The sequence below is a fragment of the bacterium genome (genome assembly GCA_021159335.1).
In the GTDB taxonomy this organism is placed as follows: domain Bacteria; phylum UBP14; class UBA6098; order B30-G16; family B30-G16; genus JAGGRZ01.
This window is the reverse complement of the sequence record JAGGRZ010000044.1, coordinates 1-25222: the sequence shown is the minus strand read 5'-3', so window position 1 is coordinate 25222 and position 25222 is coordinate 1. Positions and strand designations below refer to the sequence as shown.

Sequence of the window (25222 nt, the reverse complement as noted above, 5' to 3'; positions counted from 1 at the left end):
ACTATATATATTTTACTCCTTCCCAACAACTATCAATATCGCCAAAAAGACATTTGAAATAACACTTACAGTATTGCGAAAAGGCGGTATATTCATCCTTGAATTTATAGGATTTGTTCTTGTTGGCCTTATTTTCTGGATAATATGCAAGTTCTTATTGAAACTTGTAGATGCTATATCCTCGCATTACGAAAAAGCAAAGGAAAAATCAAAGATCGAACTCGCTACAATTAGACAAATAAAAAATTTTGTAAAAATAGTTGTTATAATTCTTTTTGCTCTTGGCTATATAAGCATAATACCAGGACACACGGAATATATATCATTAACGATATTCATTTTACTTTTTGTTGTTTTCATTCTATCCTTCTTACCTATAGCAAGAAATCTTATACTTGGATATATAATAATGTCACGAAAAGCATTGGCTGAAGGTCAGAAAATATATTATGATGATAGCTGGTGGGTTATTCTCGATGTAAAACCACTTTATATAAGAATCAAGAGACCAGGCAAAGAAGTATACGCAACATTGTTCTATAGCAAGTTAGCCGAGCAAGGAATCGTGGTAGAGAAAAGCGAGGAAATATCATCCTGAACCACATTTCAGACCTTTAAAAGCCCTTGACAAGGACCTTTAACGTTATAATTATCTATTTCCGGAGAGGTGCCCGAGCCTGGCTTAAGGGGCACGATTGGAAATCGTGTGTTCCGGCAAAAACCGGAACCGAGGGTTCAAATCCCTCCCTCTCCGAAGGTTTTGTTTTATGGAGGGGTGCCGGAGCGGTCGAACGGGGCGGTCTCGAAAACCGTTGTCCCGCCAGAAGCGGGACCGGGGGTTCGAATCCCTCCCCCTCCGAATTTAATTTTATGGTGGACAAGAAATTTAAAACCAATTAGTTTAGGAGTAGCCATGAATTGGGAGTTTCTAATAGAACTAAGCGATACACCAGCCCTTCCAGGAAATGAAGAACCAATAAGGAAAATAATCATCCATGAGCTTAGAAAGCTTACCGACGAAATCCAAGTGGACAAGCTGGGAAATGTTATTGCTCACATTCAGGGAAACGGCCCTAAACTCATGCTTGATGCCCATATGGATGAGATAGGTTTCATGGTAAGTCACATAGACGACAAAGGTTTCATAAGGGTGGTGCCTCTCGGCGGAGTCGATCCAAAAGTTTTTTACGCTCAGCGTGTAATAATATGGGGAAAGGAGAAGGTACCTGGTGTAGTCGGGACAACACCTCCTCACCTAACTCGCAAGGATCCGAGCGAAAAAGACAAAATTGTGCCCATCGAGGACTGCTTCATCGATACCGGACTTCCCGCTGAAAAAGTCCATTCACTGATAAGCGTCGGTGACCCTGTTACATTCGACGCAAAATGTATCCAGACAGAGAACAGTATCATAGGAAAGGCATTAGACGACAGAATCGGTTTATTCATGATGCTTGAGGCCGCAAAATCAGCTGAAAAAATTGGCTGCGACCTTTACCTTGTTGCTACAACTCAAGAGGAGATCGGCATAAGAGGCGTTCCACCGGCCGCCTTCGTAGTCGAACCGGATTTAGGTATATCACTTGAGGGTACAGTGGCTAACGACATTCCAGGCGTCCCGGAACACAAAAAACTTGCATTGTTGGGAAAAGGTCCTGAAATACGGCTTTCCGACGGTAGGTTTATCGCTGATAGAAATTGGGTTAACTTTATTTCCGAACTTGCACGAAAATACGATATACCTCATCAAATAATCGCTAAAAGAGTTGGGGGTACTAACGCAAGCGAAGTGCAAATATCAAAAAAAGGAGTTATAAGCACCGCTATATCAATACCTGTAAGATATATACATTCTCCTTATAGTATAGCTAATAAATCCGATATAATATATGGCATAAAACTTATAGCAAAAACAATCGAAAATGCTTCAAATTTTTTTTGATAGGAGAGGAACATGAAATTTTTTGGTAAAATGCTTTTAATAATATCAATATTATACTGCATGCCCTCTGCAAGAAGTATAAAAAATTACGCGCCTCCCGAAAAAGTCCCGAAATATATACTCAAACTCTTGCATAATCATAAATACGACCAGGCTATAAATGAATTAAGAAATATTTTGTCCAAATCACGCGATAGAGAGGACTCATTAAAGATGCTTCCTATACTGGCGAAATGCTTTATTGCCGGAAAAGAATGGGATTCCGCCGCTGTAATATACAAAAAGTTATCCGAAATTGATGCACACTATAAAGAATGGTGGGAATCCTTATACAACATAGTTATAGGGCCTGAATATGGATATAAACCAGTTCATTTACCTAAAACTATCAATTCTCCCCAGAATGAAATATTACCAGTTATCTCATCCGATGGAAAAGAATTGTTCTTTATAGTAGAAAATATAAAAACTAAAAATCAGGACATATATTATTCTAAAAAGGACAAAACTGGAAGATGGATTAAACGAATGCCCTTAACTACGCTTAATACTAAATATTCTGATGGAGTTCTTGGTATTTTCAACAACGGAAACGCATTGCTTCTTCTGGGACAATACAAAGACGATGGCACTAAAACGCCTGGATTTTCGATTTCGAAAAGAATAAATGGAAAGTGGTCCAAGCCTGAAAATATAAAAATAAAAGGATATAAAACAAAAAGCAAATTTGTAAGTGCAACTATATCTAATGACGGAAATGTGATTATAGTTGCGCTGGATAGAAAGGAAGGATATGGCAATTTAGATTTATATTATCTTAAACGAAACCCTGACGGCTCATATGGTCCACCTGTAAATCTCGGTCCTGATATTAATACTCCTGGTAATGACGGTACACCTTTTTTAGCAAGTGATGGTGTCACATTATATTTTTCTTCGGATGGACATCCAAATCTTGGCAATGGTGATATGTTTGTTACCCGACGATTGAACGATAGCTGGACAAAATGGGAAAAGCCTAAAAATCTCGGGAAGGAGCTTAATACTATATTTTGGGATGCATACTATACCATCCAGTCTGATGGTCGAAATGCATACTTCTCCTCTTCCGGATACGGCACATATGGTGGGACAGATATATTCTATGTATCAATCCCCGAAAGTTTAAGACCAAGATTTAAACTCGTCTTGCATGGAAAAGTCGTAGATGAGAAAAATAATCCATTAATCGCTAACATAAAATATTTTGACAAAAAAACAAAATCTATACTCGCCAATATGTTTAGCGACAAGAAAGGTTTGTTTGACATTCCAACACAATCTAATAATGTATATTCATTATCTGTAACTGCTGATGGTTATGACCCTTTGAAAATGGATATTGATTTGAGAATCACCCCTGCTGACACCCCATATACTGTCAACATAGTTTTAAAGAAAAAGAAAATCCCACCACTGCTTAAGCAAAATCTCATTCACTTCGACTTTGACAAATATGATATACGACCTCAAGATGAAAATATATTGCTTGGGCTTCTACAAATTTTGAATACATATCCTGAAATTAAGGTAAAAATAATTGGACACACTGATTCCGTTGGTTATAGATCGTATAATAAAAAACTTTCAATAAAGCGAGCTGAGGCTGTGAAAAATTGGCTTGTGGCTCACGGTATATCGGAGGAAAGAATTATATGTGAGGGTATGGGAGAAAAAATGCCAATCGCTGACAATGGAACGGAAGAAGGAATGGCTATGAATAGAAGGGCTGAAATTATACTTATAAGGGAGGAAAAATGAAAAATATCATATACTATACATTATTTGCCCTCTCACTTTTAATGGCACAATCAAAAGTTCCTGAGGAATTCAATGAGGGCGTTAAATATATGGAACAGGGCGAATATGAATTGGCTGCTAAATACTTCCAGGACGTAATAAACAAAAACCCAAAACTTGCACCTGCATGGTTCAATTTAGCAGTTGCCTATGACATAACAGGACAGGATTCGCTTGCTATCATATGCTACCAAAAAGCAGCAAAGCTTGACCCTGAAGACCCCGACCCATGGATATATTTAGCTCAGCTATATCAAAGGCATGATAACCCTCGACTCGCTATAAGAGCTTATGAAAATGCTATATCACGTAAACCAAATGATGCTAAACTACTTAATTCACTGGCAATTGCCTATGATCAGATTGGTCGTTATAAAGACGCATTAAGCGCGATAAACACTGCAATAAAAATTGACAGCGAGTATATAAGCGCAAAAATAAACAAAATTATTATACTGAATCACATGCAAATGTACGATTCGGCTATATATTCTTGTCAAAAATTCCTTAAAAAACACTGCAAAGACCCTATATCATGGACACAGCTCGCTTATGCATACTATAAAAAGAAGGATTACAAAAACGCATCAGAAGCTATCGATTCTGCTCTTAATATATATCCATCATTGGGCATTGCTCATTACTATAAAGGTTTAATTCTCCTTAAAAAAGAAAATATAAATAATGCAATAGAAGAAATAAAGACAGCAATAAACCTTGACCCATACTATAAATCCATGGCTATTAATGACCCTGAACTTGATGTATTGCGAAATAACAAAAAGTTCAAAGCAATGCTCGAAAATGTCAACTCTGAACAATGAAAAAATATCCGTCATAGGTGCCGGTGCTTGGGGAACAGCCATCTCTATCCATATAGCCCGATTAGGATATAGGGTCAATCTCTGGGTCCGAGAAAGAGAGACACTTGATTGCATAACTAACACAAAAATGAATAAATTGTTTCTACCTAATCATATAATTCCCGAGAATGTTACACCTTCAAACGATATAAACGAAATTATAAAAAACTCAAAAATTTTGCTTTGGGCTGTACCAACGCAACATCTTAGAAAAATCATATCAGATACTATTTCAAATATACCTAAAAACGCATTTCATATAAATCTCGCAAAAGGAATAGAAAGAGAACATAATATATTTCCATATGACATACTAAAAGAATATTTTGGCGAAAATAGTGTATCTGTGATGTCTGGACCAAGCTTCGCTGATGAAGTAGCTGCTGGAAAACCAACAGTGCTCGTTATAGCGTCGAAAAATGATAATTTTGCAAAAAAAATTCAACACATGTTCTCAAACGAGTCACTAAGAATCTATACGAGCGATGACCCTACCGGCGTTTCACTCGGGGGTGCATTAAAAAATATAATAGCCATTGCTGCTGGTATTTGTGATGGCATGGAACTTGGCCACAATGCACGCGCTGCGCTTATAACGAGAGGCTTATCTGAGATAGTTAGGCTTGGAAACGCAATGAATGTAAATATAAAAACCCTCTTCGGAATAGCTGGAGTAGGTGATCTCATATTAACTTGCACAAGCAAAAAAAGTAGAAATTATATATTCGGATTGCGTATAGGAAAAGGCGAAAAAACCGAAGATATCATCGCTTCAATGAAACAAGTAGCGGAGGGCATATACTCCACATATGGCGCATTATATTTAGCCAAAAAATTTAATATAGAAATGCCTATAACCAAAACTGTACATCAGATAATATGGAATGGGAAATCTCCCAAACAAGGCGTTATAGAACTAATGACAAGACCCCTAAAAAGCGAGTGGTAAGCAACTTTGACATAAAAGATATTTTTACACTGACTATATTGTCACTAAACAAATTGCCCACTTCAAGATCATATTTTCCTTATATAAAAGATTTTATAGCTAACATAAAAATTCCTTCAAAAAATAAAGTAACCTTATATAGACTTTTATGGTGGCTACCTGATATATTCTTAAAAAAATTTACGTACAAAATATTCTTCGATATAGAACCTGACACTATAGTAAAATTTTTGAATTATTTGCTCTTAAATGCACCTGCCAAGGATAAGGAAACAATAAATGAATCAATAAAAGCCCTTAAAAATTATATCGAAGATAAACAAATTAATAAAATTAAACCAAATATTATCCGCAAAACCAAAACCACACAAAAACTTATAATAACAGTTGGACCAGCTGGCTGTGGAAAATCTACATACATAAAGCGATTCTATAAAAACATCACTGTCATAAACATGGATTCCATACGAGGATGGTTATCTCTTGACCCAGCGGATCCGTTGCAAAGCCGTCTCGCATATGATTACTGTATACCCATACTAAAAAATGCGCTACAAAGTGGCAAATCTGTGGTGTGGGACGCGACATCAATAAAATCGGAAAATAGAAAGGGAATAATAAATTTAGCAAGAAAGTCGAATGCCAAGGTGAAAATTATATTTTTCGATACACCTTTGTCAACTATACTAAAAAGGAATAGGAAAAGGGCTCGAATCGTACCTGAAGAAGCCATTATAAGGCAATGGAAAAATATTGAACCACCACATAGATGGGAATGCGATGAAATAACAATAGCAACTTAAAATATATGTCAAATATATATCAATATGATAAGCGCTTTATATGTGCTCCCAAAGAGACAAACCTCTCCTCTATTCTCTCGTATCCGCGGTCGATATGGTAAACTCTTCTTAAAGTTGTTTTCCCCTTCGCTGATAAACCCGCTATAAGCAATCCAGCACCACCTCGTATATCGGATGCCATAATCTTTGCCCCCTTAAGCTCGCGGGTACCAATAATAGTCGCCTTGTCTCCCGATATAGATATTTGCGCACCGAGTCGTATCAATTCCATGACATGAATAAACCTATTCTCAAAAATTCGTTCCCACACAACGCTAACCCCCGCTGCTCTCGTAAGAACTGCCATAGCCATAGGCTGAAGGTCTGTTGGAAATCCCGGAAAAGGTGCTGTAACAATATTTACAGGTTTGGGAAATGTGTCAGTCTCAAGCTCAATAAAATCCGCTCCGGTAGTTATCTTTGCGCCCATCTCGCCCATTTTGAAAAGTGCTATGCACAAGTTTTTCGGCTCAACACCGGTAACCTTCACTTTTCCGCCGGTGGACATGACACCAAAAAGATAAGTGCCAGCTTCGAGCCGATCTCCTAACGGTGTGTAATCAATTCCGCCAAGCGAGCTTACCCCCTCAATCACAATCCTCGATGTGCCAGCGCCGTATATCTTTGCCCCCATAGCATTGAGCATATTGGCAAGATCAACCACTTCCGGCTCCTGTGATGCGTTAACTATCTCGGTTGTTCCATCAGCCAACACCGCTGCCATCATTATGTTTTCCGTTCCTGTGTGCGATGGCCTATCGAAATATACCACAGTTCCCCTAAGCCTATCCGCTTCAGCTATAGTGTAACCCTCCTCATCAGTTATTCTCGCACCAAGCCTCTGAAAGCCGCGAATATGCTGGTCGACTGGTCGCGCGCCTATCGCACATCCTCCAGGCTGGGATACCCTTGCCTTTCCGTACTTGGCAAGCAGCGGCCCAAGAACCAGAAAGCTTGCTCTCATCCTACGGACAAGGTCGTATGGCGCCTCAAAAAAGCTTATGTGTGAAGCGTTTATAAAAAGCGAATGAGTTCGCCTATCGAATTCAACCTCAGCACCAAGACGAATCAAAACCTCGCTCATAGTGCGAACATCCGCTATATCCGGAACGTTCCGCAAAACTACTTCACCATCAGCAAGAATAGCTGCAGCCATCATGGGCAATATAGCATTTTTGGCCGCGAAAACCTTAATCTCACCCTCAAGTCTTCTGCCACCTTCTATGACGAAATAATCCATAATAAAACCTCAGCTTATTATTTTATTCGCTAAAGTGTATATTACTGCCATCCTTATTGCAACTCCATTTGTCACCTGGTCCAGTATTACTGCATTCGATGAATACGCCACTTCAGGGTCAATCTCAACACCTCTATTCATTGGTCCAGGATGCATTATAATGTGTTCCGGGTCGAGAAGTTTAACCCTATCCGCAGTAAGTCCCCAAAACATCCTGTACTCACGCAGAGAAGGCACAAAACCCGAATATTGCCTTTCAAGCTGAAGCCTCAGGACATAAACAACATTTGCCCCGGCAAGTGCTTTGTTAATATCCGTGTAAACCTCTACACCAAAAACATCGGGATATGGCGGCAAAAGAGTTTTCGGAGCACATATAGCCACCGAAGCTCCCAATTTTGTGAGACCCCAGATATCGCTTCGTGCTACACGAGAATGCCTAATATCACCGAGGATAACAACTCTTAATCCTCTGAAATAGCCGAATTTCTCCCTTATAGTGTATAGGTCAAGAAGTGCTTGAGTGGGATGCTCATTAGTCCCATCACCCGCATTAATAACCGGAACATTCGTAGCGCGGGCTATATATTGGGGTGCTCCAACATTCCTGTGCCTTATCACAACCATGTCCACCTTCATCGCAAGTATGTTTGCCACCGTATCCCTAAGCGACTCACCCTTAAGGACGCTCGATGTCGATGTCGAGAAATTAACCACATCTGCTGAAAGTCTCTTCTCGGCAAGCTCGAATGAAATTCTTGTCCTCGTCGATGGCTCGTAAAACAAATTTACTACGGTGAGCCACCTTAGCGTTGGAACTTTTTTAATGTCTCGCTCAAGAATTTGTCTGAACGCTTTAGCTTCGTCCAGCAAAAATGTTATTTCCTCAGCCGAAAGCTCCCTTAAGCCAAATAGGCTGTTATGTGAAAAAGGCATATTAAACTCCTTTCAAATTTCATGGATAAAATATCACAAAAATACACTTTACCGCAAATTAGTTTTTAAAATTTTCGCAACTCGCCGAATAGTAACGGAAAAATTTCCTTTGAAAAAGGACTGATTGCTCATTAATTAATAGCGGAGGACTTATGAGAGTTTGTGGTATTCTTATTTCTGGAATCGGCTATGAGGACGGCACATCGATATGGGATGTAGCCTATGTCCTCAAAGAGCTGGAGCGCTGCTCAGCCAAGCCGTTACCCATCGTTCCGCGAATAAGCGTCGAAAAGCTTATTCCGGGTCCGCGGCGAAAACTCGCCCCAGAAAGGGATTTTCTTACTGAAGCCAAACTCATGGTAAGGGGTGAGGTTTTCTACATTGATAAAGTTGATGCCAAGGAGATTGATGTTCTTATTGTCCCAGGAGGGAAAGGTCCCATAAAAATCCTCAGTTCAATACTTAAAGATGGTGTTGAAGCTATGGTCCTACCTGAAGTAAGAAATTTTATAGGCTCTGTTTTTGCCCACAAGAAACCGATAGCTACTATAGGTTACGGTGGAGTTTTGGTCTCGTTCGTGCTGAGAACCAGAATAAGCCCAATAATAACGATAGGTGATGATGCCGAGATGATCGAGATACTGAAGAAAATCGGTGCTGATGTCGTGAAAGTTCAGCCCTACGAGGTTATTTACGACGACAATTCGGGAATATTCTCCACTCCAGGGACATCACCGTTAGCGAGCCTTTATAGGGCTTGCCTCGGAATAGAGACCATGATATCTGAACTCCTTAAATGCCCCAAAAAGAACCCGGAGGTTAAGTGATGAGAACAATAAAAGCAGAACAAATAACAGAAGCTGTCGCAAAATTATGTATGGATTCGAACTACTTCATACCTGAAGATGTTCGGAAAAGAATAATTGAGATGCGTGAAAAGGAGGAGTCACCTGTTGCAAAGGCAATACTCGACCAAATCCTGAAAAACCAAGAGATCGCCGCTGAGGAAAAGATGCCGATATGTCAGGATACTGGATTCGCAGTAGTATTCGTGGAAATAGGTCAGGATGTGCGCATAGAAGGTGACCTTAAAAATGCCATATACGAGGGGGTGGCAAAAGGCTATAAAGAAGGATATTTAAGAAAAAGCATACTGATTGACCCCTTAAAGCGCTCGCCGAACAGCGGAGATAATACCCCACCTGTCATATGGTATGACATAGTCCCCGGAGACAAAATAAGAATAATTGTTGCACCCAAAGGCGGCGGTAGCGAGAACATGAGCAGAACTGCCATGTTGAAACCAGCAGATGGTGTCGAAGGATTCAAAAAATTCGTTATCCGCACTGTTGATGAGGCAGGCGGAAATCCATGTCCACCGGTAATAGTTGGCATAGGAGTAGGGGGAACATTTGAAAAATGCGCATGGCTCGCCAAAAAAGCTCTTTTAAGAAAAATAGGACAGAGGAACAAAGACCCATTCTACGCTCAACTCGAAATCGAACTGCTTGAGGAAATAAACAAATTGGGAATAGGTCCAATGGGACTTGGTGGAACCACTACCGCACTCGAAGTCTTTATTGAACAATATCCTCTTCATGTGGCTACATTCCCAGTAGCGGTAAATCTTAACTGCCATGCAGCGAGACATAAAGAAATATTGATTTGACATGAAGACTAAAATACAATATTATTTTATGATTAGGGATAAAGGGAGGTAAAAATGAAGAAGATATTTGTTGTCGCTTTGGTATTGCTTGTTTCTGGTGCATTATTCGCACAAAACAACAATTATGGTCTTTCCATCGCAGGAATAAAACTCACCAGAAAAGGTATTGAACACTCGTTTACGCTTTCTACTGATGGTGGTTTTAATCTCACCATCGACTGTTCTGAGGACACAGGTAATGTGGACATAGTTTTCGTGCTTGACACAACTGGCAGCATGTTTGATGATATCGCTGCCGCAGTAAGGCACATTAATGAATTCGCTGATACCATGGAAGCTACAGGTTATGACTATGCGCTCGGAATAGTCACTTATGGGGATGGCTTTAACTTCCCTCACGGTTATGATTTAACAACAGATGTAGACACATTCCATGCGTGGGTCTCGCCAATAAGGTCCGGCGGTGGAGATGATGTACCCGAAGAGGCCTTGGACGCTATCATGGCTGCTGTCGATTCAATGCATTGGCGACCGAGAGCACTGAAAGTAATAATTCTTCTTACGGATGCATGCTTCTGCATGGACACCAGCAATTGCAGAAGACTTTGTGATTCTGATTGGAATCCTGATACAGTTGCAAGAAGGCTCTTAGATGAGGGTTTTATGTTGTTCACTGTGACAACACCTCGTGTCGGCTGCTCTAGCTGCGTTCGACTACCAACTGGATATGGGGATTGGTGGTATAGAAACATAGCAGAAAGCACTGGTGGTTCATGGTACGACCTTCGCTCAAGCTTCTCCTCCATCTATCGTTCAATGGTCGACTATCTCGGAGTCTATCAGACCATAGAGGGCTATGTAGCCAACAACACACCCTACACCATAGACACAATGTACGCCTTCCTCGACCCCGGGACCTGCATAACCATAACCTACGGCGACAATCCCATGATGAGATTTAACATTCCACCCGGAGACACAGCTCACTTCCTCTGGAGGGTGGACTACATCACGGGCTGCACGGGAGCTGAAGGGTGCTTTATTCTTTCTGCTTCCGCTGACAGCTACAGCGTCGCTGCTCCAGGTTGCATGTACATACCCCACTGCTGGTGCACTCCTACCGTTGCCGAGAACATCTGGCCCGAAACTGGCGTGTGGAGCGCATGCAACCCTCAAGAGATAAGGATAGGCATATACGATGACGATGCGGGCGTGGACGCAAACACGATAGAGATGTTGGTAAACGGCATCCACCATGCTCTACCGGGAGACACGCTCATGTTTTTCGCGAACGACACGCTAACATTCACACCACCCGTGGACTTCTTCTCTTCAGGCGATTCAGTCTTCTACAAGCTTATAGAGGCTAACGACCTCGGCGGCTGCACACTGTCCACACCCGTCTCAAGCTGGTTCCGCGTTGACCTCGACCCACCCCAGTTCTCGGCTAACTACCCCGCAGACTGGGAGATACTGGGCAGCACACCAGAAAGCATAAAGATAAACATAGTCGACCTCCACTCGGGCGTTGACCCGAGCAAAGTAGGTTTCGTCGTCAATGGAAGTGACACCCACTACCTCGGCTCCCCAGGCGTGACATACAGTGGCGGAGTTCTGAGGTTCTCTCCGCGGGGCATCTACAACTGGACCAAAGGCGACACGATAGAGATATGCGCCATAGCTGCAGACAGGGTCAGACCTGAGTATTGCGGACCAAACCAGTCCGAGTTCTGCTGGAACTTCACGGTGGACTACCTCTACCTCTACTTCGTCGATACCATCGTCGACCCCGGCGACACCATTCGTTACACACTATTCTGCGATGACCCCTACAGATTCAGGATAACCAATTTTGAGCTTACCATAGCATACAATCCATCAGTGGTAACCATAAACGACATATTAACCACTGGCACCGCTGCGCAGGGCTTCAGCGTAAGCTGGGACACATCGGGTGGAATCCTTAGAATAGTCGGGGCAGGGACCGAAAGAATGCCCCACAACATAAAGTTCATAGACCTCTTGGTTCAAGCAAGAAATGACGCTGTGGGCGGCTCCTTCACGCCCATGATAATAAGGAACGCCGTCCTGAACAGAGGATATATCGGATACTACAAGGACGACGGAACCATACTCCTAAGATGGCATCAAGTTCAGTGGATGCACCACCTGATATTCACCGGCTACGCAAAAGATGGTGGCTACCTCGAGCAAACCGCTCTTACCATAGGCTGCGCAAACGCCGCAACCAACGGATACGACCCCGCTATCGACCTCCTGATACTTCCCCCACCACCAACCAAAACCGAAGCATATCTTGCGATAAACGATCCGGCTCACCCCGCGATAACGAGACTCGGCATGGACTTCAGAAACACATACGACATCCCGCAAACATGGACCGTGGTCACAGTCGAGGAGCCCGGCTCACTTTACTGGGACCCGAAAGGATGGCCCGATGGACTGATAACCCTCAACTACATCATAGATATGAAGGCAGAATCAATCTACCACTACTCCGCCAACGAAACGCTTTACATAACATACTCGCAGCCCGATGTCGGTTTCGGAACCATAGAGTTCTGCTCACAGTGGAACCTCCTCTCAATGCCGACAATAATAACATCACCATCATGGGCTGAACCTTTCGAGGAAATCCTTGCAGGACCGTTCCAATATGACGCAAGAACGAAGAGATTCTACAACATAACGATCCCCACAGGCGGCTACGGATTCTGGCTTTATACCACTGCACCGGGAACATACACCATAGGCGGAGTGCCCATAGATTCCATATCGATACCCATCTACCGCGGCTGGAACCTCGTAGGCTCAATAGCACGAACAGCAAAGTTTGAAACAAACCCGCCTGGACTCATACTCCCCGGTGCTGTCTATGGATGGGATTGCTCATCAGGAACATATTTCATTGCTGATCCGGACTCCATAATTCCCGGAAAAGGATACTGGATACTGTCATCCGGCGATGGAATCCTGAAAATTAAGCCGAGGTAAGGTGATATTAAACAATTTTTGCTTAAAGGCCCCCCTTTGCGGGGGCTTTTTTATTCGAGAAAAGCAATATGTCGCCAATTCTTGCGTTTGTTATTTTTGCAACAACCTCACATTTAACCTTTAGGAGAAAATAGATTTTCCTCTCGCAGCCCTGCAGGGTCTCGAAATTACCCTGTCCTTTCGAAATAATAACATCAGCAGTGCGAAAAAGTTCGACGAACTGCCCGGAACACTCATTCAAAACAATACCCGGAACATCCGAGCCTGTGGTAATAATTTCCGCTACGTTATTCACCCCTGCATAAGTGGCATCATCAAAGGTAACATCATTTATAACAGGTGCGTCCCTTACCGCGTAATAAACCTTTTGAATCGAATAAAGTCGGGTTATCGCTTCTATCAGAGCTCTATCGAAAACCGCCTCACCAGCATTATCACCAACAATAAGCAAAACCGATGACTTACTCAAATTTTCGCGCAGCTCATCAACTTCCCAATGAGATTTGTTGATTTCAAGGTTATCAAGCATTTCTTGGCTGATTTCAAAGCTTTTAAGCGCTCCAAAGTCAACTATGTTACCCACTGCGGCCACCCTTAATGCAAAATCGAGTTTATCAGCACTCTCAGCTATTAATTTGCGCATTTCGTCAAATAATGCTAAAGCCTTATTAATATTTTCCCTCTTAACAGCTCTAAATGGATCCTCATTTTTGCTTAATCGCTTTATCTCTCTATAAAGTTGAACGGCGATTTCAGGTGGCGATAGTGAAAAAGACGAATAAGCTAACTTTTTTGAGAACGACCTTATTACATCAAAAGTTTTCTCTTCTGTCAAATCGGCTAACCTTGCCGAGCGGAGCAGTTGCTCAAACATGCACGGTATGCATTCAGGATATGTTTTCATGGTTCACCTCAACCGTAATGAATAGCATCCACAGGTTTAAGTTTTGCGGCTTTCCATGCTGGATAAAATGCTGAAAGAACCGATAAAAACATCGAAAACAGCACGACCACGACAAAATCAAGCAGACGAGGATGCATTGGCAATGAGCTTACGGAATATATTTCAGGCGGAAGCGATATGATATGAAATTTGTTTTGTACGAATATTATCGCTCCGCCCAATAAAGTACCAAGAGATGTCCCTAAAACACCCACTATAAACCCCTGAATCAAAAATATTTTGACTATCGACGTTTCTTTGGCGCCTATCGCTTTAAGCACTCCAATGTCAGCGGTCTTTTCCATCACTATCATCATCAGTGTGCTTATTATATTAAAAGCAGCTACGACTATTATTAGCGCTAAAACGAGAAACATCGCCCATTTCTCAATCATCATCCATGAAAACAGGGTTTTGTTAACCTCGGTCCATGGAATGGTATAAAAAGGTAGTCCGAGATATTCCTCAAGCCTTTTTGCAATGGAAGGCGCCTTGTAGCAATCTTTAACCTTCGCTTGAAAACCCGATATTCTATTGCCCATTCCGAACAACCTTTGTCCATCACTTATAGAAATGTAGCAAAATGTGGCGTCGTAATCGTACAAACCCGTCTCGAATATACCGCTCACCACGAATCTCATCGATGTAGGCGCACCAACGCCAAAAGGAATTTTTGAACGCCTTAAAACGAAAAGAGTAACTGTATCACCGACTCCTGCACCAATTTGCTCGGCAAGAAATCTACCAAGCACAATTTTTGGCATCCCAGTATCACCGAGAAAGAATTCGCCAGCTTTAATTTGCTCTGGGACAGTCGTTGTTTTTCGCTCCAATTCAGGAACCACTCCTCTAATAAGAACACCGTCAGCGGACTTTGGACCAGATATTGCCCCTTTGGCATACACAAAAGGTGAAGCAGCAATAACATCAGGATAATCCTGAATAACTCGAAGTCGCTCTTTCCACCTGTCAATTCCCTCAACCCTGTACGAATATATGGTTATGTGAGCTGTAGTATTTATTATCCTCTGTCGTATCTCATCCTCGAGGCCGTTCATAACGGAAAGAACCACTAAAAGTGCTGCTACGCCTACAAGTATCCCGCCGACGGCAAAAATGGTTGTAACATTGATGTACCTGTTCCTGTGCTTGGCAGTCATGTACCGCCATGCTATAAAAGTCTCGAACTTCATCGCTCCAACCTCGACTTGAGATTCTCTGCGGCTTGTCTCATCCTGCGCTTTTCCCCTTTCGTCTGCCTTATGATAAGCGCAATATCACGAGCAAGTTTCGCTGTTTTTCTCAGCTCTTCCTTTTGCGCATCCCACAATCTCCCCTGAGCATCCGTTTTTGGTTCGGGAAATTTCTCCACATCCGCCTCAATTTTAGAAGCGAGGTCCTCATAGGCTTTAGCCATACCAATAGCAAGTTGAATCGTCTGCGAACGCTCAAGAAAACTTATCGCCCTTTCTATTAGCGCCTTCCTTCGTGACTCATAAAAACTCCGTATGGAATCTATCTCGAATTCAAGCCGCTTTTCCTCGAGCTCACGCAACCGCGCCGTGTCAATGAGTGTTACCGTCGTGGCGGTAGATTCAACAACAGCGTATGTCGAGCCGAGAGAACTCGGGATTGCCACCCCAAGCGATTCGATAATTCTTTCAGCTGCGGATTCTGCAGCAGCTCCTCCGCAAACTGGCAAAACACCCACCTTAGGTCTCTCCGCCATCTCTCCACCTGTGGCTACCATTAAGGTTTCTTCCCTTACTGGTGGTGTTTTAACATTGGCTTTTGGAAGGCTTGTGAAAAGGAGTCGCATTACAATCGCGAGCCCGCCAAGCAAACCCAGAACGAGAATTATCGCAATAAAAATTTGTAGTTTAGCTGAAATGCCCTTTCGCATAAAAAACCTCAAAATAAGTTGCTTAAAAAGATTAATGGTTAGCGCCGCAAAATCAACTCTAAATACACGAATTCACTGAACAAGGAAACAAAATTTAGTTTTGCTTTAATTTATAATAAAGCAGCAATGTTGCTTTAAAAAATCTTGCTTTTGCCCGTGTTAAAGCTAATTTTATTAATAGCAAGAATAATCTAAGGAGGACAAATGAAAAAGCTCATCTTGGCACTAACAATTATCGTTGTTCTGGCTGGCTTTTACGGTTGTCAGTCCCCTGAAATGACATCAGCAAAGGTCTATCTTCAACAAAAGGACTTTCCAGCAGCGTTGCAGCAGTTGAAGCTCGAAATAAAGAAAAATCCTACCAACGCTGAGGCTTATTTTCTTGCTGGCCAGATTTACGGCGATATGGACAGCTTGGAACAGATGATCGCAATGTTCAAAAAAGCCGAAGAATTGGACACATCATACAAGGAGGAAATAAGAAAATGGCGCATGGGTAAAAGCGCTGAGTCGTTAAAAAAGGGAATAAAGGCCTATAAGAAAAAAGACCTCGATAACGCAATAAACTGGACAATTCTGGCTATCAAGGTGGACGACAAAAACATCGACGCATGGAAAAACCTTGGATTTCTTTATCAGGAAAAAATGGTTGTGCTATCGGATAAAGGACTCGAGGACAGTGTCAAATATTATTCCGAGAAACGCCTTGAAGCATACAAACACGCATACGAACTAAATCCTAAAGATGAGGAAAACGCTCGTATTTATGGTGGATTCCTGCTTGAGAAGGGTCTTGCAGATTCAGCACTAAAAGTAATTAAGCCATTTCTGGCGGAATCCAAAAGTGCCGAGCTAAACTTACTTGCTGCAGATATCTATCGTCATAAAAACGACACAAGCAAATCCCTCGAGCATCTTAAAAAAGCAACCCAACTTCAACCAGATAATCCAAAAATCCTTTTCGACATAGGCGTTATCTACTACAATCTCGAGAATTTCGACGAGGCGATGAATTACTTCAAAAAGGTTCTCGAGCTTCAACCTGACAATCTCGATGCCAAGATGAACTACATATTATGTCTTTTCTATGCCAAAAAATATCAAGATGCGGAACGAGAATTAATAAACCTCCTCGAAAAGCAAAGAGACAACAAAGACGCGTGGGAAATACTTTCCATAACATGGGGAGCACAAAAGAAAACGAAAAAAGCCAAAATAGCCGATCAAATTTTTAAAGCGCTCTCCGCCGGCGAAAAAGAAAAAGCTGACGAACTTATTAAAAAGCTTAAACTATGGAAATAAAATGACAGCAGTTAATAAAAGAGAACAAAAAATAGGCACGCTCCAGTGGGCAGAACCGGTGGACAAAGATTCTGTTAAGGAGAAACTGGAGAAAGTAGTTCTCGTGCGGCTCGTCCTGCCCGAAGACGACGAATCAAAGCTAAAGTCGGACCTCCAGGAGCTGGCGCTTCTCACCAGAACGGCAGGTGGAGTCGTGGTGGGAACAGTAATCCAGAAGCGGAAAAAGCCCGACCCCGCATATCTTATAGGAGAGGGTAAAGCAAGATTTCTTCGAGACCTGCTGGCAAAAACCAAAACATCAACAGTAATATTCGATAACGAACTTAAACCCGGTCAACTTCGCAACCTTCAGCGGATTTTCGGTGACCACATAAAAATACTCGATCGAAGTGCTTTAATACTTGATATCTTCGCCACTCACGCGCGGACACCCGAGGCGAAAATTCAGGTTAAACTGGCTCAGCTCGAATATCTCCTCCCAAGGCTTTCTGGTATGTGGCGACACCTCGAAAGGCAATACGGAACCATAGGAGTCAGAGGCCCGGGTGAAAAACAACTCGAGATGGACCGAAGAACCATAAGAAAACAAATATCAATTTTGCGCCAGAAGCTTAAAAAGGTCGAAATAGAAAGACGAATACAAAGGAAAAGGCGAACAAAACTTTTCCGAATATCAATAGTTGGATACACTAACTCAGGTAAAACATCGCTTCTCAACAGACTTGCTGGTGCAAGGTCCTATGTGGCTAACAAGCTCTTCTCAACCCTCGATGCACTCACGAGAAGAATTTCCGATGGTGAAAAAGTGGCTCTTATAACCGATACAGTAGGCTTTATCCAGAAAATTCCGCACCATCTCATAGAATCGTTCAAGAGCACATTGGCCGAAACCCGTGAAGCAGACCTCCTTCTGATAATCGCCGATGCCAGCCACGAAGCTGTGGACGAACACATAAAGGTCGTTAATCAGGTTCTCGATGAAATATCAGCACCAGACGAAAACCAAAGGCTGCTTGTAATGAATAAGGTTGACCTTTTAACCCCCGATGAGTTATCTTGGTTAAGAAGAAAGTATCCTACTGCTATGTTCGTATCGGCTTTAACGGGCACAGGCATAGACGCTCTTAAAGAATACATATTCGCGAGGATTGGTGAAAAAAATGCTCGATGAAGTTATCGACATATACTCGTATCGCATACCCGCATATCTTCCAGCGGCGTCGCTGGTGGTTCTTAAAGGGCAAAGTGTTCCCAAATTAATAAGCAGAATAAGGAGCAAACACATTATAGGTTACTTTCCGAGCGAAGAACTCGCTCTTATTACTTTGCAGGCATGGGACAAGCTTGAGCTTCAGGCTCCCCTCAAGGTCTGGGTGCTCGATTCGAGACGCTATGTCGTCGATACAGTAATGGTAAATCAATTTTACGCTGTAGCTGCCCAAAGGGGCGACAATTCTCTCAGATGGGCGCTGGTAACCCGCTCCACTGGACGAGTCGATGACGCCACGAGAATAAAGCTAAAAATTCGTGGATACATCGGTGAAGTAACCTTAAGAGATGTTGAACTCGCTGACGATCTTGTTGTTCTCGCAAACGACCATGAGAGAGGAATACTGGCTGGTTATCCTGTTCAGGGGCTATGGTTTGCAATATCATTAAAACCTTATGTGCCCGATTACTGCTACGGTGTCGAAAAATGGGGCGAATTCATGTATCTAACGCTACAATCGGAACTCGTTAGAATATCCCTCGATGCGCTCGTTGACATAGTTGACGCATTATCCCAGAAAATACAAAGTGTCAGAGTAGCAAAGAAAAGAAGGGAAAAAGCTTTTTATGCCGTGGAAGCCCCCAGATATGCCCACAGATATCTTGAGCTAACACCGCTAATTCAAAATGGCAAGTGGCGGGAAAGCAGAAGAATTAACATAGAACTCTCCACCGCCAAATCAAACATCAAAATAAAAAGTAATAATGCAATAATACTTGACCTCTGGGCTGGCCTTTCAATGCAACGAGGCATGCTTTTCATTCGAACGCCATACATAAGCGCAGCCTACGACATGGAAAACGATGTGTTCTTTCCTATAACTACCGAGGTAACTCCACCATTCATAATGCCTATGGAAAACGGTTGGCTCGAGATTCATAAAGACAGAATGTACTTCTCATCAACTCTACAATCGGCGGTCGAAGCCGTAAAGTTTACAATGGTAGCTGCCCAAAGCGGAATGTAGCTTACTTGGAATGGTAAAATCTTCCCTAAATTCAAAACAGATAAAAACCTCAAAATAAAAAGGGAGCCCATTTGGGCTCCCCGGAAAAATTTCATCTCCCAAGACTCGTCACTTGGTGTAATGAACCACTCGCGTCGTTTCTCCGAAATCAGTTCTGACTTTTATAATATACATTCCAGCCGGCGCATTCTCAGGTCTCCAGGTCAACTGATATGTTCCGGCAGCCAGTGTAGAATTAGCCAGCGTGTACACTTTCTCGCCGCGTATGTCGTAAACCTCTGCTACAACAGGCGATGTTTCGGGCAGATAGAGGCTAACATTAACCGCGGAGTTGAACGGATTCGGATAGGCTGTGACACTAAACTCAGGTTTAAGCTTGCTATCTGAAATACCACTGTAGAAGAACCCGCCACCATCGCCGGTAGTGTCTCTTCTCGACCTCAGGCGCGCTATAAACCTCGCGAACAGACTATCGCATCTATCTCCAGGGGTATAAGTGCTGTCGATTCGGCTCCTGAAAACGGTCCAATAATGCTCGAGGCTATCCAAAGTCCAGGTGGAATCCCTGTGAAAGCGTACCCAGTGCATGTATCTGCCGATAAGCCTCAAGCATCTGCAATGAGGACAACGAGGTCTTCGTGGTGGCCAGTGAGGTGGTCTGTGAGGCGGACGATGCCAAGTAATCCACCTCGTGAAAATAGTGTCGCAATGGTCAGGTCCTGAATACGATGTGTCCACAGAATCACGAAAGTCGGTCCAATGTGCAATCACCGTATCACGGTTCCATGTCGAGTCAGCATGCGTTCTTACCCAACCCATATAAGCACGGATAAGCCTGAAACAAACCACGGTGGCTGAATCCGGTCTGTGGGGTGGCCTGTGAGGCGGCCTGTGCGGCGGACGATGAGGTGGTCTATGGGGCGGAGTCCATCTTACCCATCGAGTAAATATGGTATCACAGTAGTCTGGTCCTGAATACGATGTGTCCACAGAATCACGGAAATCGGTCCAATAAGCCAACAAAGTATCGCGCGTCCAAGTGGAGTCAGCATGCGTCCTCACCCAACCCATGTACGCATGGATTAACCTGAAACAAACAATAGTGGTCGAATCCGGCCTGTGAGGCGGCCTGTGCGGCGGACGATGAGGTGGTCTATGGGGCGGAGTCCATCTTACCCATCGAGTAAATATGGTATCACAGTAGTCTGGTCCTGAATACGATGTGTCCACAGAATCACGGAAATCGGTCCAATAAGCCAACAAAGTATCGCGCGTCCAAGTGGAGTCAGCATGCGTCCTCACCCAACCCATGTACGCATGGATTAACCTGAAACAAACAATAGTGGTCGAATCTGGTCGATGATGCGGCCAACTCTGCGAGAATGCCATGCCCAGTAATAGCAATCCCAAAGTACCCACTACTAACAATTTCCTACGCATCTCATACCTCCTTTCTCTTTCGGTTTCCTACTTATAAAGATAATAGTTTACCGATTTGGTTTACATATTTTTCCACAAAATTTTACCCATAATGATTTGAAAATAAGATAATCGAATCTATTTTATTTAACAAATGGAAATAAGCTTCACTAAATACATTCAACCACGACCGCTATCAAATTTTAATCGGATTAGTTTCTTAATAAGCATCAACGGCGAACTACCATCAAAAATTCCCAAAAACTTGATACCATTGGAGGCTCATAAGCTACCCTCGCGAATGGTAACACTGCTGCAGATACATTCACCTGTAGTTCACACAATAACCCACGAAGTCGACATAAATCGAATAAACTTTCTTCCTGGCGATGGTCTTATAACCACCATACCTAATTTAGCGCTGGTGGTTCGCGTCGCAGACTGCGCACCCGTCCTTATTTTCGAACTTTCTGGAAAAGTCATAGCGCTTCTTCATGCAGGCTGGCGCGGAATAATGCGCGGTATCCTGGAAACAGCGGTTGAAAAACTCGTGCTAATGGGCTATGCACCCAAAAACTTAATCTCATACATAGGACCAGCAATAGGAGAAGAGAACTACGAGGTCGGCGATGAATTCCTTCACTGGTTTCCTCGTTCCGCCAAAGTAATAAACGGAAAGGTTCACTTCGACATTAAAGGCGAAATAAAATTGCGACTCCAAAAGCTCGGGATAAAAATTGCTGGAACCTTCCCTTACTCAACTTACTCCACTCCGTGGTTAAGCTCTTATAGACGCGACGGCAAATCGTGCGGAAGAACAATTTGCATAGCTTGGATCAAACAGGACACCCAAAAATGATCAGAATTCTCCTAAAAATTCTTATTATAAATGCCATCCTCAACGCATATATCGCGGGGGTCCCCAAAAAGCTTTCGAACATCCCCGTCGATTCTCTCCCACAAGACCTATGGGAAAAAGGATATTGGCATGCAAGGGTCGATTCTATCCACGGTGACACGGCATTCGTCACGCTGGGAAAACCGGCAATACTTAAGAGCGTTAAATTTGTGTGTCCAGATAGCGTGAAGAACTTTCTGAAAAAAATCAATCCCCCTAAAACCAGCAAAATTCTTGCCACCAATGAAATCATCTGCCTTGAAAGTGAAATCGTTAACGAATTGAAAAACAATGGCTATCCATTCGCTTCGTGTTCAACTGCTCTCGCAAAAATCGACGAAACCGATTCAGCAATACTCGTGGACCTTGACATAATCATCAACCCGGGAATACAGGTAATCCTTAAATACCTCGACTCGCGGATTGAGGGCAGAACCAAAAAAGAAGTTTTAAAACACCTCATGCTTTTCCTCCCGGGCATGAAATACTCCCAAAAGCACATCGACCGCGGAACACAAAGATTACGCCGTGCAGGCATAATAGCACTTTCGATGCCACCATACCCAGCCATAGACCAGAACGGTGACTTTGCGCTCGTCGTCCGAGGAAAAGATATAGCGGCAAACTCTTTTCAGGGAATGCTTGGCACGAATGGAAAAGATGTCTCAGGTGAAATACAATTTATCTCCAAAAATCTCTTCGGCACAGGAAGAAAGGTAAACTTGCTCGCCTCGCACAGAAAAGATCAAGTAACATTCTATTTCTTCTTTATGGAACCCTTCATTGGTAATCTAAACATATCACCACAGGTAAATGTCAACATCGAACTCGCCAACTACATAAGGCAAAATTACGCTTTAGGATTTGAATTCCCCTTAACATTTGAGCTAAGCGGGTACGCAGGCGTTAAAATGGGCAGAAACTACGATAAGCAGAACCCACATGGTGGAACAAAACTTTTCGGGGGAGAATTCAGCGCCAACATGTCAACGATTGACGACCCTATTTTCCCGAAGCATGGGTTTATCGTAAGAGCTGGCATAATGGCTACCAAGCTCGAAGATATAGATGAAGGGAAAACGCGATTAGCAGTAAGCGCCAATACTAATGAGCTTTTCGTAAAAACATACAAAAAATTTTCACTATGGGTTCGCGCAAATATTAAAGGCTACTTATCGCCACGATTTCCAGATAAAAGCTGCTGGTATCCATTGGGTGGCTGGAGAAATCTCCGAGGGTTCAGAGAAAATCAATTTTACGGTTCCAAAGTTGGGGTAATATCTTTTGAGCCAAGAATTTTTATTGGCAGCACATGGGCAGCGCTTTTGTTCTTTGACTTCGGCGCGTACCTCGATCTTTACGGCTGGCATAAACCGAAAAGCTATGGAGCAGGTGTGGAATACAAAAATCCACCCGCCGCGATATCCATAATATACGGAATCAGCGAGGGCAGGGCACTCGACGAGGGATTAGTCCATATAGGAATGAGGTTGGAGATGTGAAAAAATTTAAATTATTTTTGAAAAACAAAAGATTATCAATAGAATATAGACGAATTAAAAATTGAGGAGTTCAGATGGGTGTAAAAACAAAAAAAGAAGAGTTAACGGAAGACGAACTCGTAAGAAGCATATTTCTTGAACTCGCGGACTTGCTCGAATACCTCGGCGAAAACAGATTCAAAGTTTTGGCCTACAGGCGCGCTGTCAAATCCATAGAAAGTTCAGGCAAATCAATCCGAGAACTGCTCGAAAAAGGAGAGCTAACCAAGCTGCCCAATGTCGGCGAGGTCGTTGAGAAAAAGACACGGGAAATACTCGAAACGGGAAAATTAAGGAAACTCGAGGAAGTGCGAGCAAAAATACCAGAAAATATAAGGGAAATGATTATAAAACTTCCTATCTCACCAAGCTCTGTCGCGACTTTAGTAAAAGCTGGCGTAGACTCAATGAAAAAGCTCCGTGAGATGGTGCTTGACGGACGAATAAACTCCGTACAAAATCTCTCGAAGCGCACCATAAATCGTCTTCGAAAATATTTCGAGTCCAATGCCTGATACATCCAATCAAGAAAAATTAGCCTGTGCGCTAAAAGCCCTAACAGGCGCAAAGTTCAAATTAGGGTACAAATACCCGTTTGGCGGCTGGATAAATATCCATCATAGATTTTACGGCAAACTTGGGCTACTTTATCTGTCGAAAAAAGGGATTTTCATATGTGGACAGCTCCCGAAAGTTAAGACAATGTGGGCATCGCCTGTAAACGGATTCACTATAAAGGATGTGTTCGTTCAGGGAGAATTCATTTCCGTATCAATGAGCAAGGAATACGAAGAGAGACTATTGATTATAATTCTGAAAAACGGTGGCAATATAGTTGTCCTAACAAAAGATTATTCTGTCATCTGGTCTGCCAAAATAGTTGAGGCGGAAAAGATTCTAAAAATCCTTACCCAAAATGAGCGGAAAGAAATTGAACCGTTGTCGCAAAGCCTGCTATACGAGTTCGCAGCAGTAGGAACAAAAGAATTTCACAAAAGCTTTCAGGAAACTCTCGAGAGAACGGTAAGAAAAACGCTCAAAAAACGCTTAAAAAGCATTAGACGAACATTATCAAAAATTCGAGAGGACTACTACTCGCTCGGAGAACCAGCAAAATTGCGCAGATTGGCTGATGTAATAATGGCAAACCTTCACCGAATACCTCCGAAAACGAGCGAGGCAACTGTTTTTGACCCCTATAAAGGAGAAGAAGTTAATATAAAACTTGACCCTGGAATACCACCCGTAAAGTTCGCGGAAAAACTTTACTCAAAGGCGCGCAGAGCCGAAAGGGGAAGAAAACAAATAGTAAAGCGATACAGGGAACTACTACTCAAAGAACGCGAATTAAAAGCGCTTGAAAAAATGTCTTCAGTTGACCTTATAGCTGAAAAATTGGGGATAAATCCATCGGATGTTCTGGGAGAGCCAATTCAGGATAAACTAAGGGTAAAAGCCAAATCCTACGGGGCAGGTATAAAACGGTTCATTAGCAGCGATGGGTTCGAAATACTCGTGGGCCGCTCGAAGGAAGCCAACAATAAATTAACATTTTCGGTAGCCACAAAGGATGATATCTGGCTTCACGCCGAGAGCGTAAAAGGTGCACATGTGGTAATAAAAACTTCCGGCAGAAAACCTTCACAGAACACGATACTTGAGGCAGCATCATTAGCAGCATTTT

General features: G+C 42.7%; 22 protein-coding genes and 2 tRNA genes. 18 read left to right on the top strand and 6 right to left on the bottom strand.

The window, feature by feature from the left end; genetic code table 11:
• From J7J62_02785 to J7J62_02750, 8 genes are all read left to right on the top strand, one after another.
• Positions 1–598, top strand: a 598-nt coding sequence (locus tag J7J62_02785) for a hypothetical protein (protein ID MCD6124079.1), incomplete at its 5' end; no start/stop codon positions are given.
• A gap of 63 nt (positions 599–661) precedes the next feature.
• A tRNA-Ser gene (locus J7J62_02780) sits at positions 662–754 on the top strand.
• Positions 755–769: 15 nt separating this feature from the next.
• Positions 770–859 (top strand) — tRNA-Ser (locus J7J62_02775).
• Positions 860–913: 54 nt separating this feature from the next.
• Positions 914–1942, top strand: a complete 1029-nt coding sequence (locus tag J7J62_02770) for a M42 family metallopeptidase (GenBank protein ID MCD6124078.1) — start codon at positions 914–916, stop codon at positions 1940–1942.
• A 12-nt stretch (positions 1943–1954) separates the two neighbouring features.
• Positions 1955–3742, top strand: coding sequence for an OmpA family protein (locus J7J62_02765; protein ID MCD6124077.1), 1788 nt, complete (start codon positions 1955–1957; stop codon positions 3740–3742).
• Complete coding sequence (locus tag J7J62_02760; GenBank protein ID MCD6124076.1) at positions 3739–4605, top strand: tetratricopeptide repeat protein; 867 nt, start codon at positions 3739–3741, stop codon at positions 4603–4605. The genes J7J62_02765 and J7J62_02760 overlap by 4 nt, the downstream gene beginning before the upstream one ends.
• Positions 4586–5593 carry an NAD(P)-dependent glycerol-3-phosphate dehydrogenase gene (locus J7J62_02755; protein ID MCD6124075.1) on the top strand — a complete coding sequence of 336 codons (1008 nt, stop codon included), beginning with the start codon at positions 4586–4588 and terminating at the stop codon, positions 5591–5593. The genes J7J62_02760 and J7J62_02755 overlap by 20 nt, the downstream gene beginning before the upstream one ends.
• The gene (locus tag J7J62_02750) at positions 5524–6396 is read left to right on the top strand and encodes an ATP-binding protein (GenBank protein ID MCD6124074.1); all 873 of its coding nucleotides are present in this window, start codon (positions 5524–5526) and stop codon (positions 6394–6396) included. Before J7J62_02755 ends, J7J62_02750 begins: the two co-directional genes overlap by 70 nt.
• Before the next feature lie 19 nt (positions 6397–6415).
• Here J7J62_02750 and murA read toward each other — a convergent pair whose 3' ends face one another.
• Positions 6416–7675: a UDP-N-acetylglucosamine 1-carboxyvinyltransferase gene (gene murA / locus J7J62_02745; protein ID MCD6124073.1), complete on the bottom strand. Its 1260-nt coding sequence runs from the start codon at positions 7673–7675 to the stop codon at positions 6416–6418.
• 9 nt (positions 7676–7684) lie between these two features.
• Positions 7685–8611, bottom strand: a complete 927-nt coding sequence (locus J7J62_02740; protein ID MCD6124072.1) for an aspartate carbamoyltransferase catalytic subunit — start codon at positions 8609–8611, stop codon at positions 7685–7687.
• Positions 8612–8763: 152 nt separating this feature from the next.
• On the opposite strand from J7J62_02740, the gene J7J62_02735 reads away from it, so the two are divergent.
• Genes J7J62_02735 through J7J62_02725 form a run of 3 tightly spaced genes read left to right on the top strand, consistent with a single transcriptional unit; the run spans position 8764 to position 13295 of the window.
• Entirely contained in the window at positions 8764–9438 is a 675-nt protein-coding gene (locus J7J62_02735; protein ID MCD6124071.1) for a hypothetical protein, read from the top strand.
• Positions 9438–10280 carry a fumarate hydratase gene (locus tag J7J62_02730; GenBank protein ID MCD6124070.1) on the top strand — a complete coding sequence of 281 codons (843 nt, stop codon included), beginning with the start codon at positions 9438–9440 and terminating at the stop codon, positions 10278–10280. Before J7J62_02735 ends, J7J62_02730 begins: the two co-directional genes overlap by 1 nt.
• A 54-nt stretch (positions 10281–10334) precedes the next feature.
• Entirely contained in the window at positions 10335–13295 is a 2961-nt protein-coding gene (locus J7J62_02725) for a VWA domain-containing protein (GenBank protein MCD6124069.1), read from the top strand.
• A 22-nt stretch (positions 13296–13317) separates the two neighbouring features.
• On the opposite strand, the gene J7J62_02720 is transcribed toward J7J62_02725, so the two are convergent.
• The 3 genes from J7J62_02720 to J7J62_02710 are packed head-to-tail and all read right to left on the bottom strand — an operon-like array spanning position 13318 to position 16141.
• On the bottom strand, positions 13318–14199 hold the full coding sequence (locus J7J62_02720; protein ID MCD6124068.1) for a DUF89 family protein: 882 nt from the start codon (positions 14197–14199) through the stop codon (positions 13318–13320).
• An 8-nt stretch (positions 14200–14207) separates the two neighbouring features.
• A complete protein-coding gene (locus tag J7J62_02715) occupies positions 14208–15431 on the bottom strand; it encodes an ABC transporter permease (GenBank protein MCD6124067.1) in 1224 nt (407 codons plus the stop codon).
• Positions 15428–16141, bottom strand: coding sequence for a hypothetical protein (locus tag J7J62_02710; GenBank protein ID MCD6124066.1), 714 nt, complete (start codon positions 16139–16141; stop codon positions 15428–15430). The genes J7J62_02715 and J7J62_02710 overlap by 4 nt, the downstream gene beginning before the upstream one ends.
• Positions 16142–16345: 204 nt before the next feature.
• On the opposite strand from J7J62_02710, the gene J7J62_02705 reads away from it, so the two are divergent.
• From J7J62_02705 to J7J62_02695, 3 genes are read left to right on the top strand one after another with little or no spacing between them, the layout of a single operon-like run.
• Positions 16346–17443, top strand: a complete 1098-nt coding sequence (locus tag J7J62_02705) for a tetratricopeptide repeat protein (GenBank protein MCD6124065.1) — start codon at positions 16346–16348, stop codon at positions 17441–17443.
• A 1-nt stretch (position 17444) separates the two neighbouring features.
• Positions 17445–18614, top strand: a complete 1170-nt coding sequence (gene hflX / locus J7J62_02700; GenBank protein MCD6124064.1) for a GTPase HflX — start codon at positions 17445–17447, stop codon at positions 18612–18614.
• The gene (locus J7J62_02695) at positions 18595–19680 is read left to right on the top strand and encodes a hypothetical protein (GenBank protein ID MCD6124063.1); all 1086 of its coding nucleotides are present in this window, start codon (positions 18595–18597) and stop codon (positions 19678–19680) included. Before hflX ends, J7J62_02695 begins: the two co-directional genes overlap by 20 nt.
• Positions 19681–19788: 108 nt before the next feature.
• On the opposite strand, the gene J7J62_02690 is transcribed toward J7J62_02695, so the two are convergent.
• Positions 19789–21120 (bottom strand): T9SS type A sorting domain-containing protein, encoded by a 1332-nt coding sequence (locus J7J62_02690; GenBank protein MCD6124062.1) that lies wholly within the window; start codon positions 21118–21120, stop codon positions 19789–19791.
• A gap of 133 nt (positions 21121–21253) precedes the next feature.
• Between J7J62_02690 and J7J62_02685 the strand changes: the two genes are divergently transcribed.
• From J7J62_02685 to J7J62_02670, 4 genes are all read left to right on the top strand, one after another.
• A complete protein-coding gene (locus J7J62_02685; GenBank protein MCD6124061.1) occupies positions 21254–21958 on the top strand; it encodes a laccase domain-containing protein in 705 nt (234 codons plus the stop codon).
• The gene (locus tag J7J62_02680; GenBank protein MCD6124060.1) at positions 21955–23499 is read left to right on the top strand and encodes a BamA/TamA family outer membrane protein; all 1545 of its coding nucleotides are present in this window, start codon (positions 21955–21957) and stop codon (positions 23497–23499) included. Before J7J62_02685 ends, J7J62_02680 begins: the two co-directional genes overlap by 4 nt.
• Positions 23500–23573: 74 nt before the next feature.
• The gene (locus tag J7J62_02675; protein ID MCD6124059.1) at positions 23574–24053 is read left to right on the top strand and encodes a hypothetical protein; all 480 of its coding nucleotides are present in this window, start codon (positions 23574–23576) and stop codon (positions 24051–24053) included.
• Positions 24046–25222 (top strand): DUF814 domain-containing protein (locus J7J62_02670; GenBank protein ID MCD6124058.1); only part of this gene is annotated, 1177 nt, incomplete at its 3' end. The genes J7J62_02675 and J7J62_02670, both read left to right, overlap by 8 nt.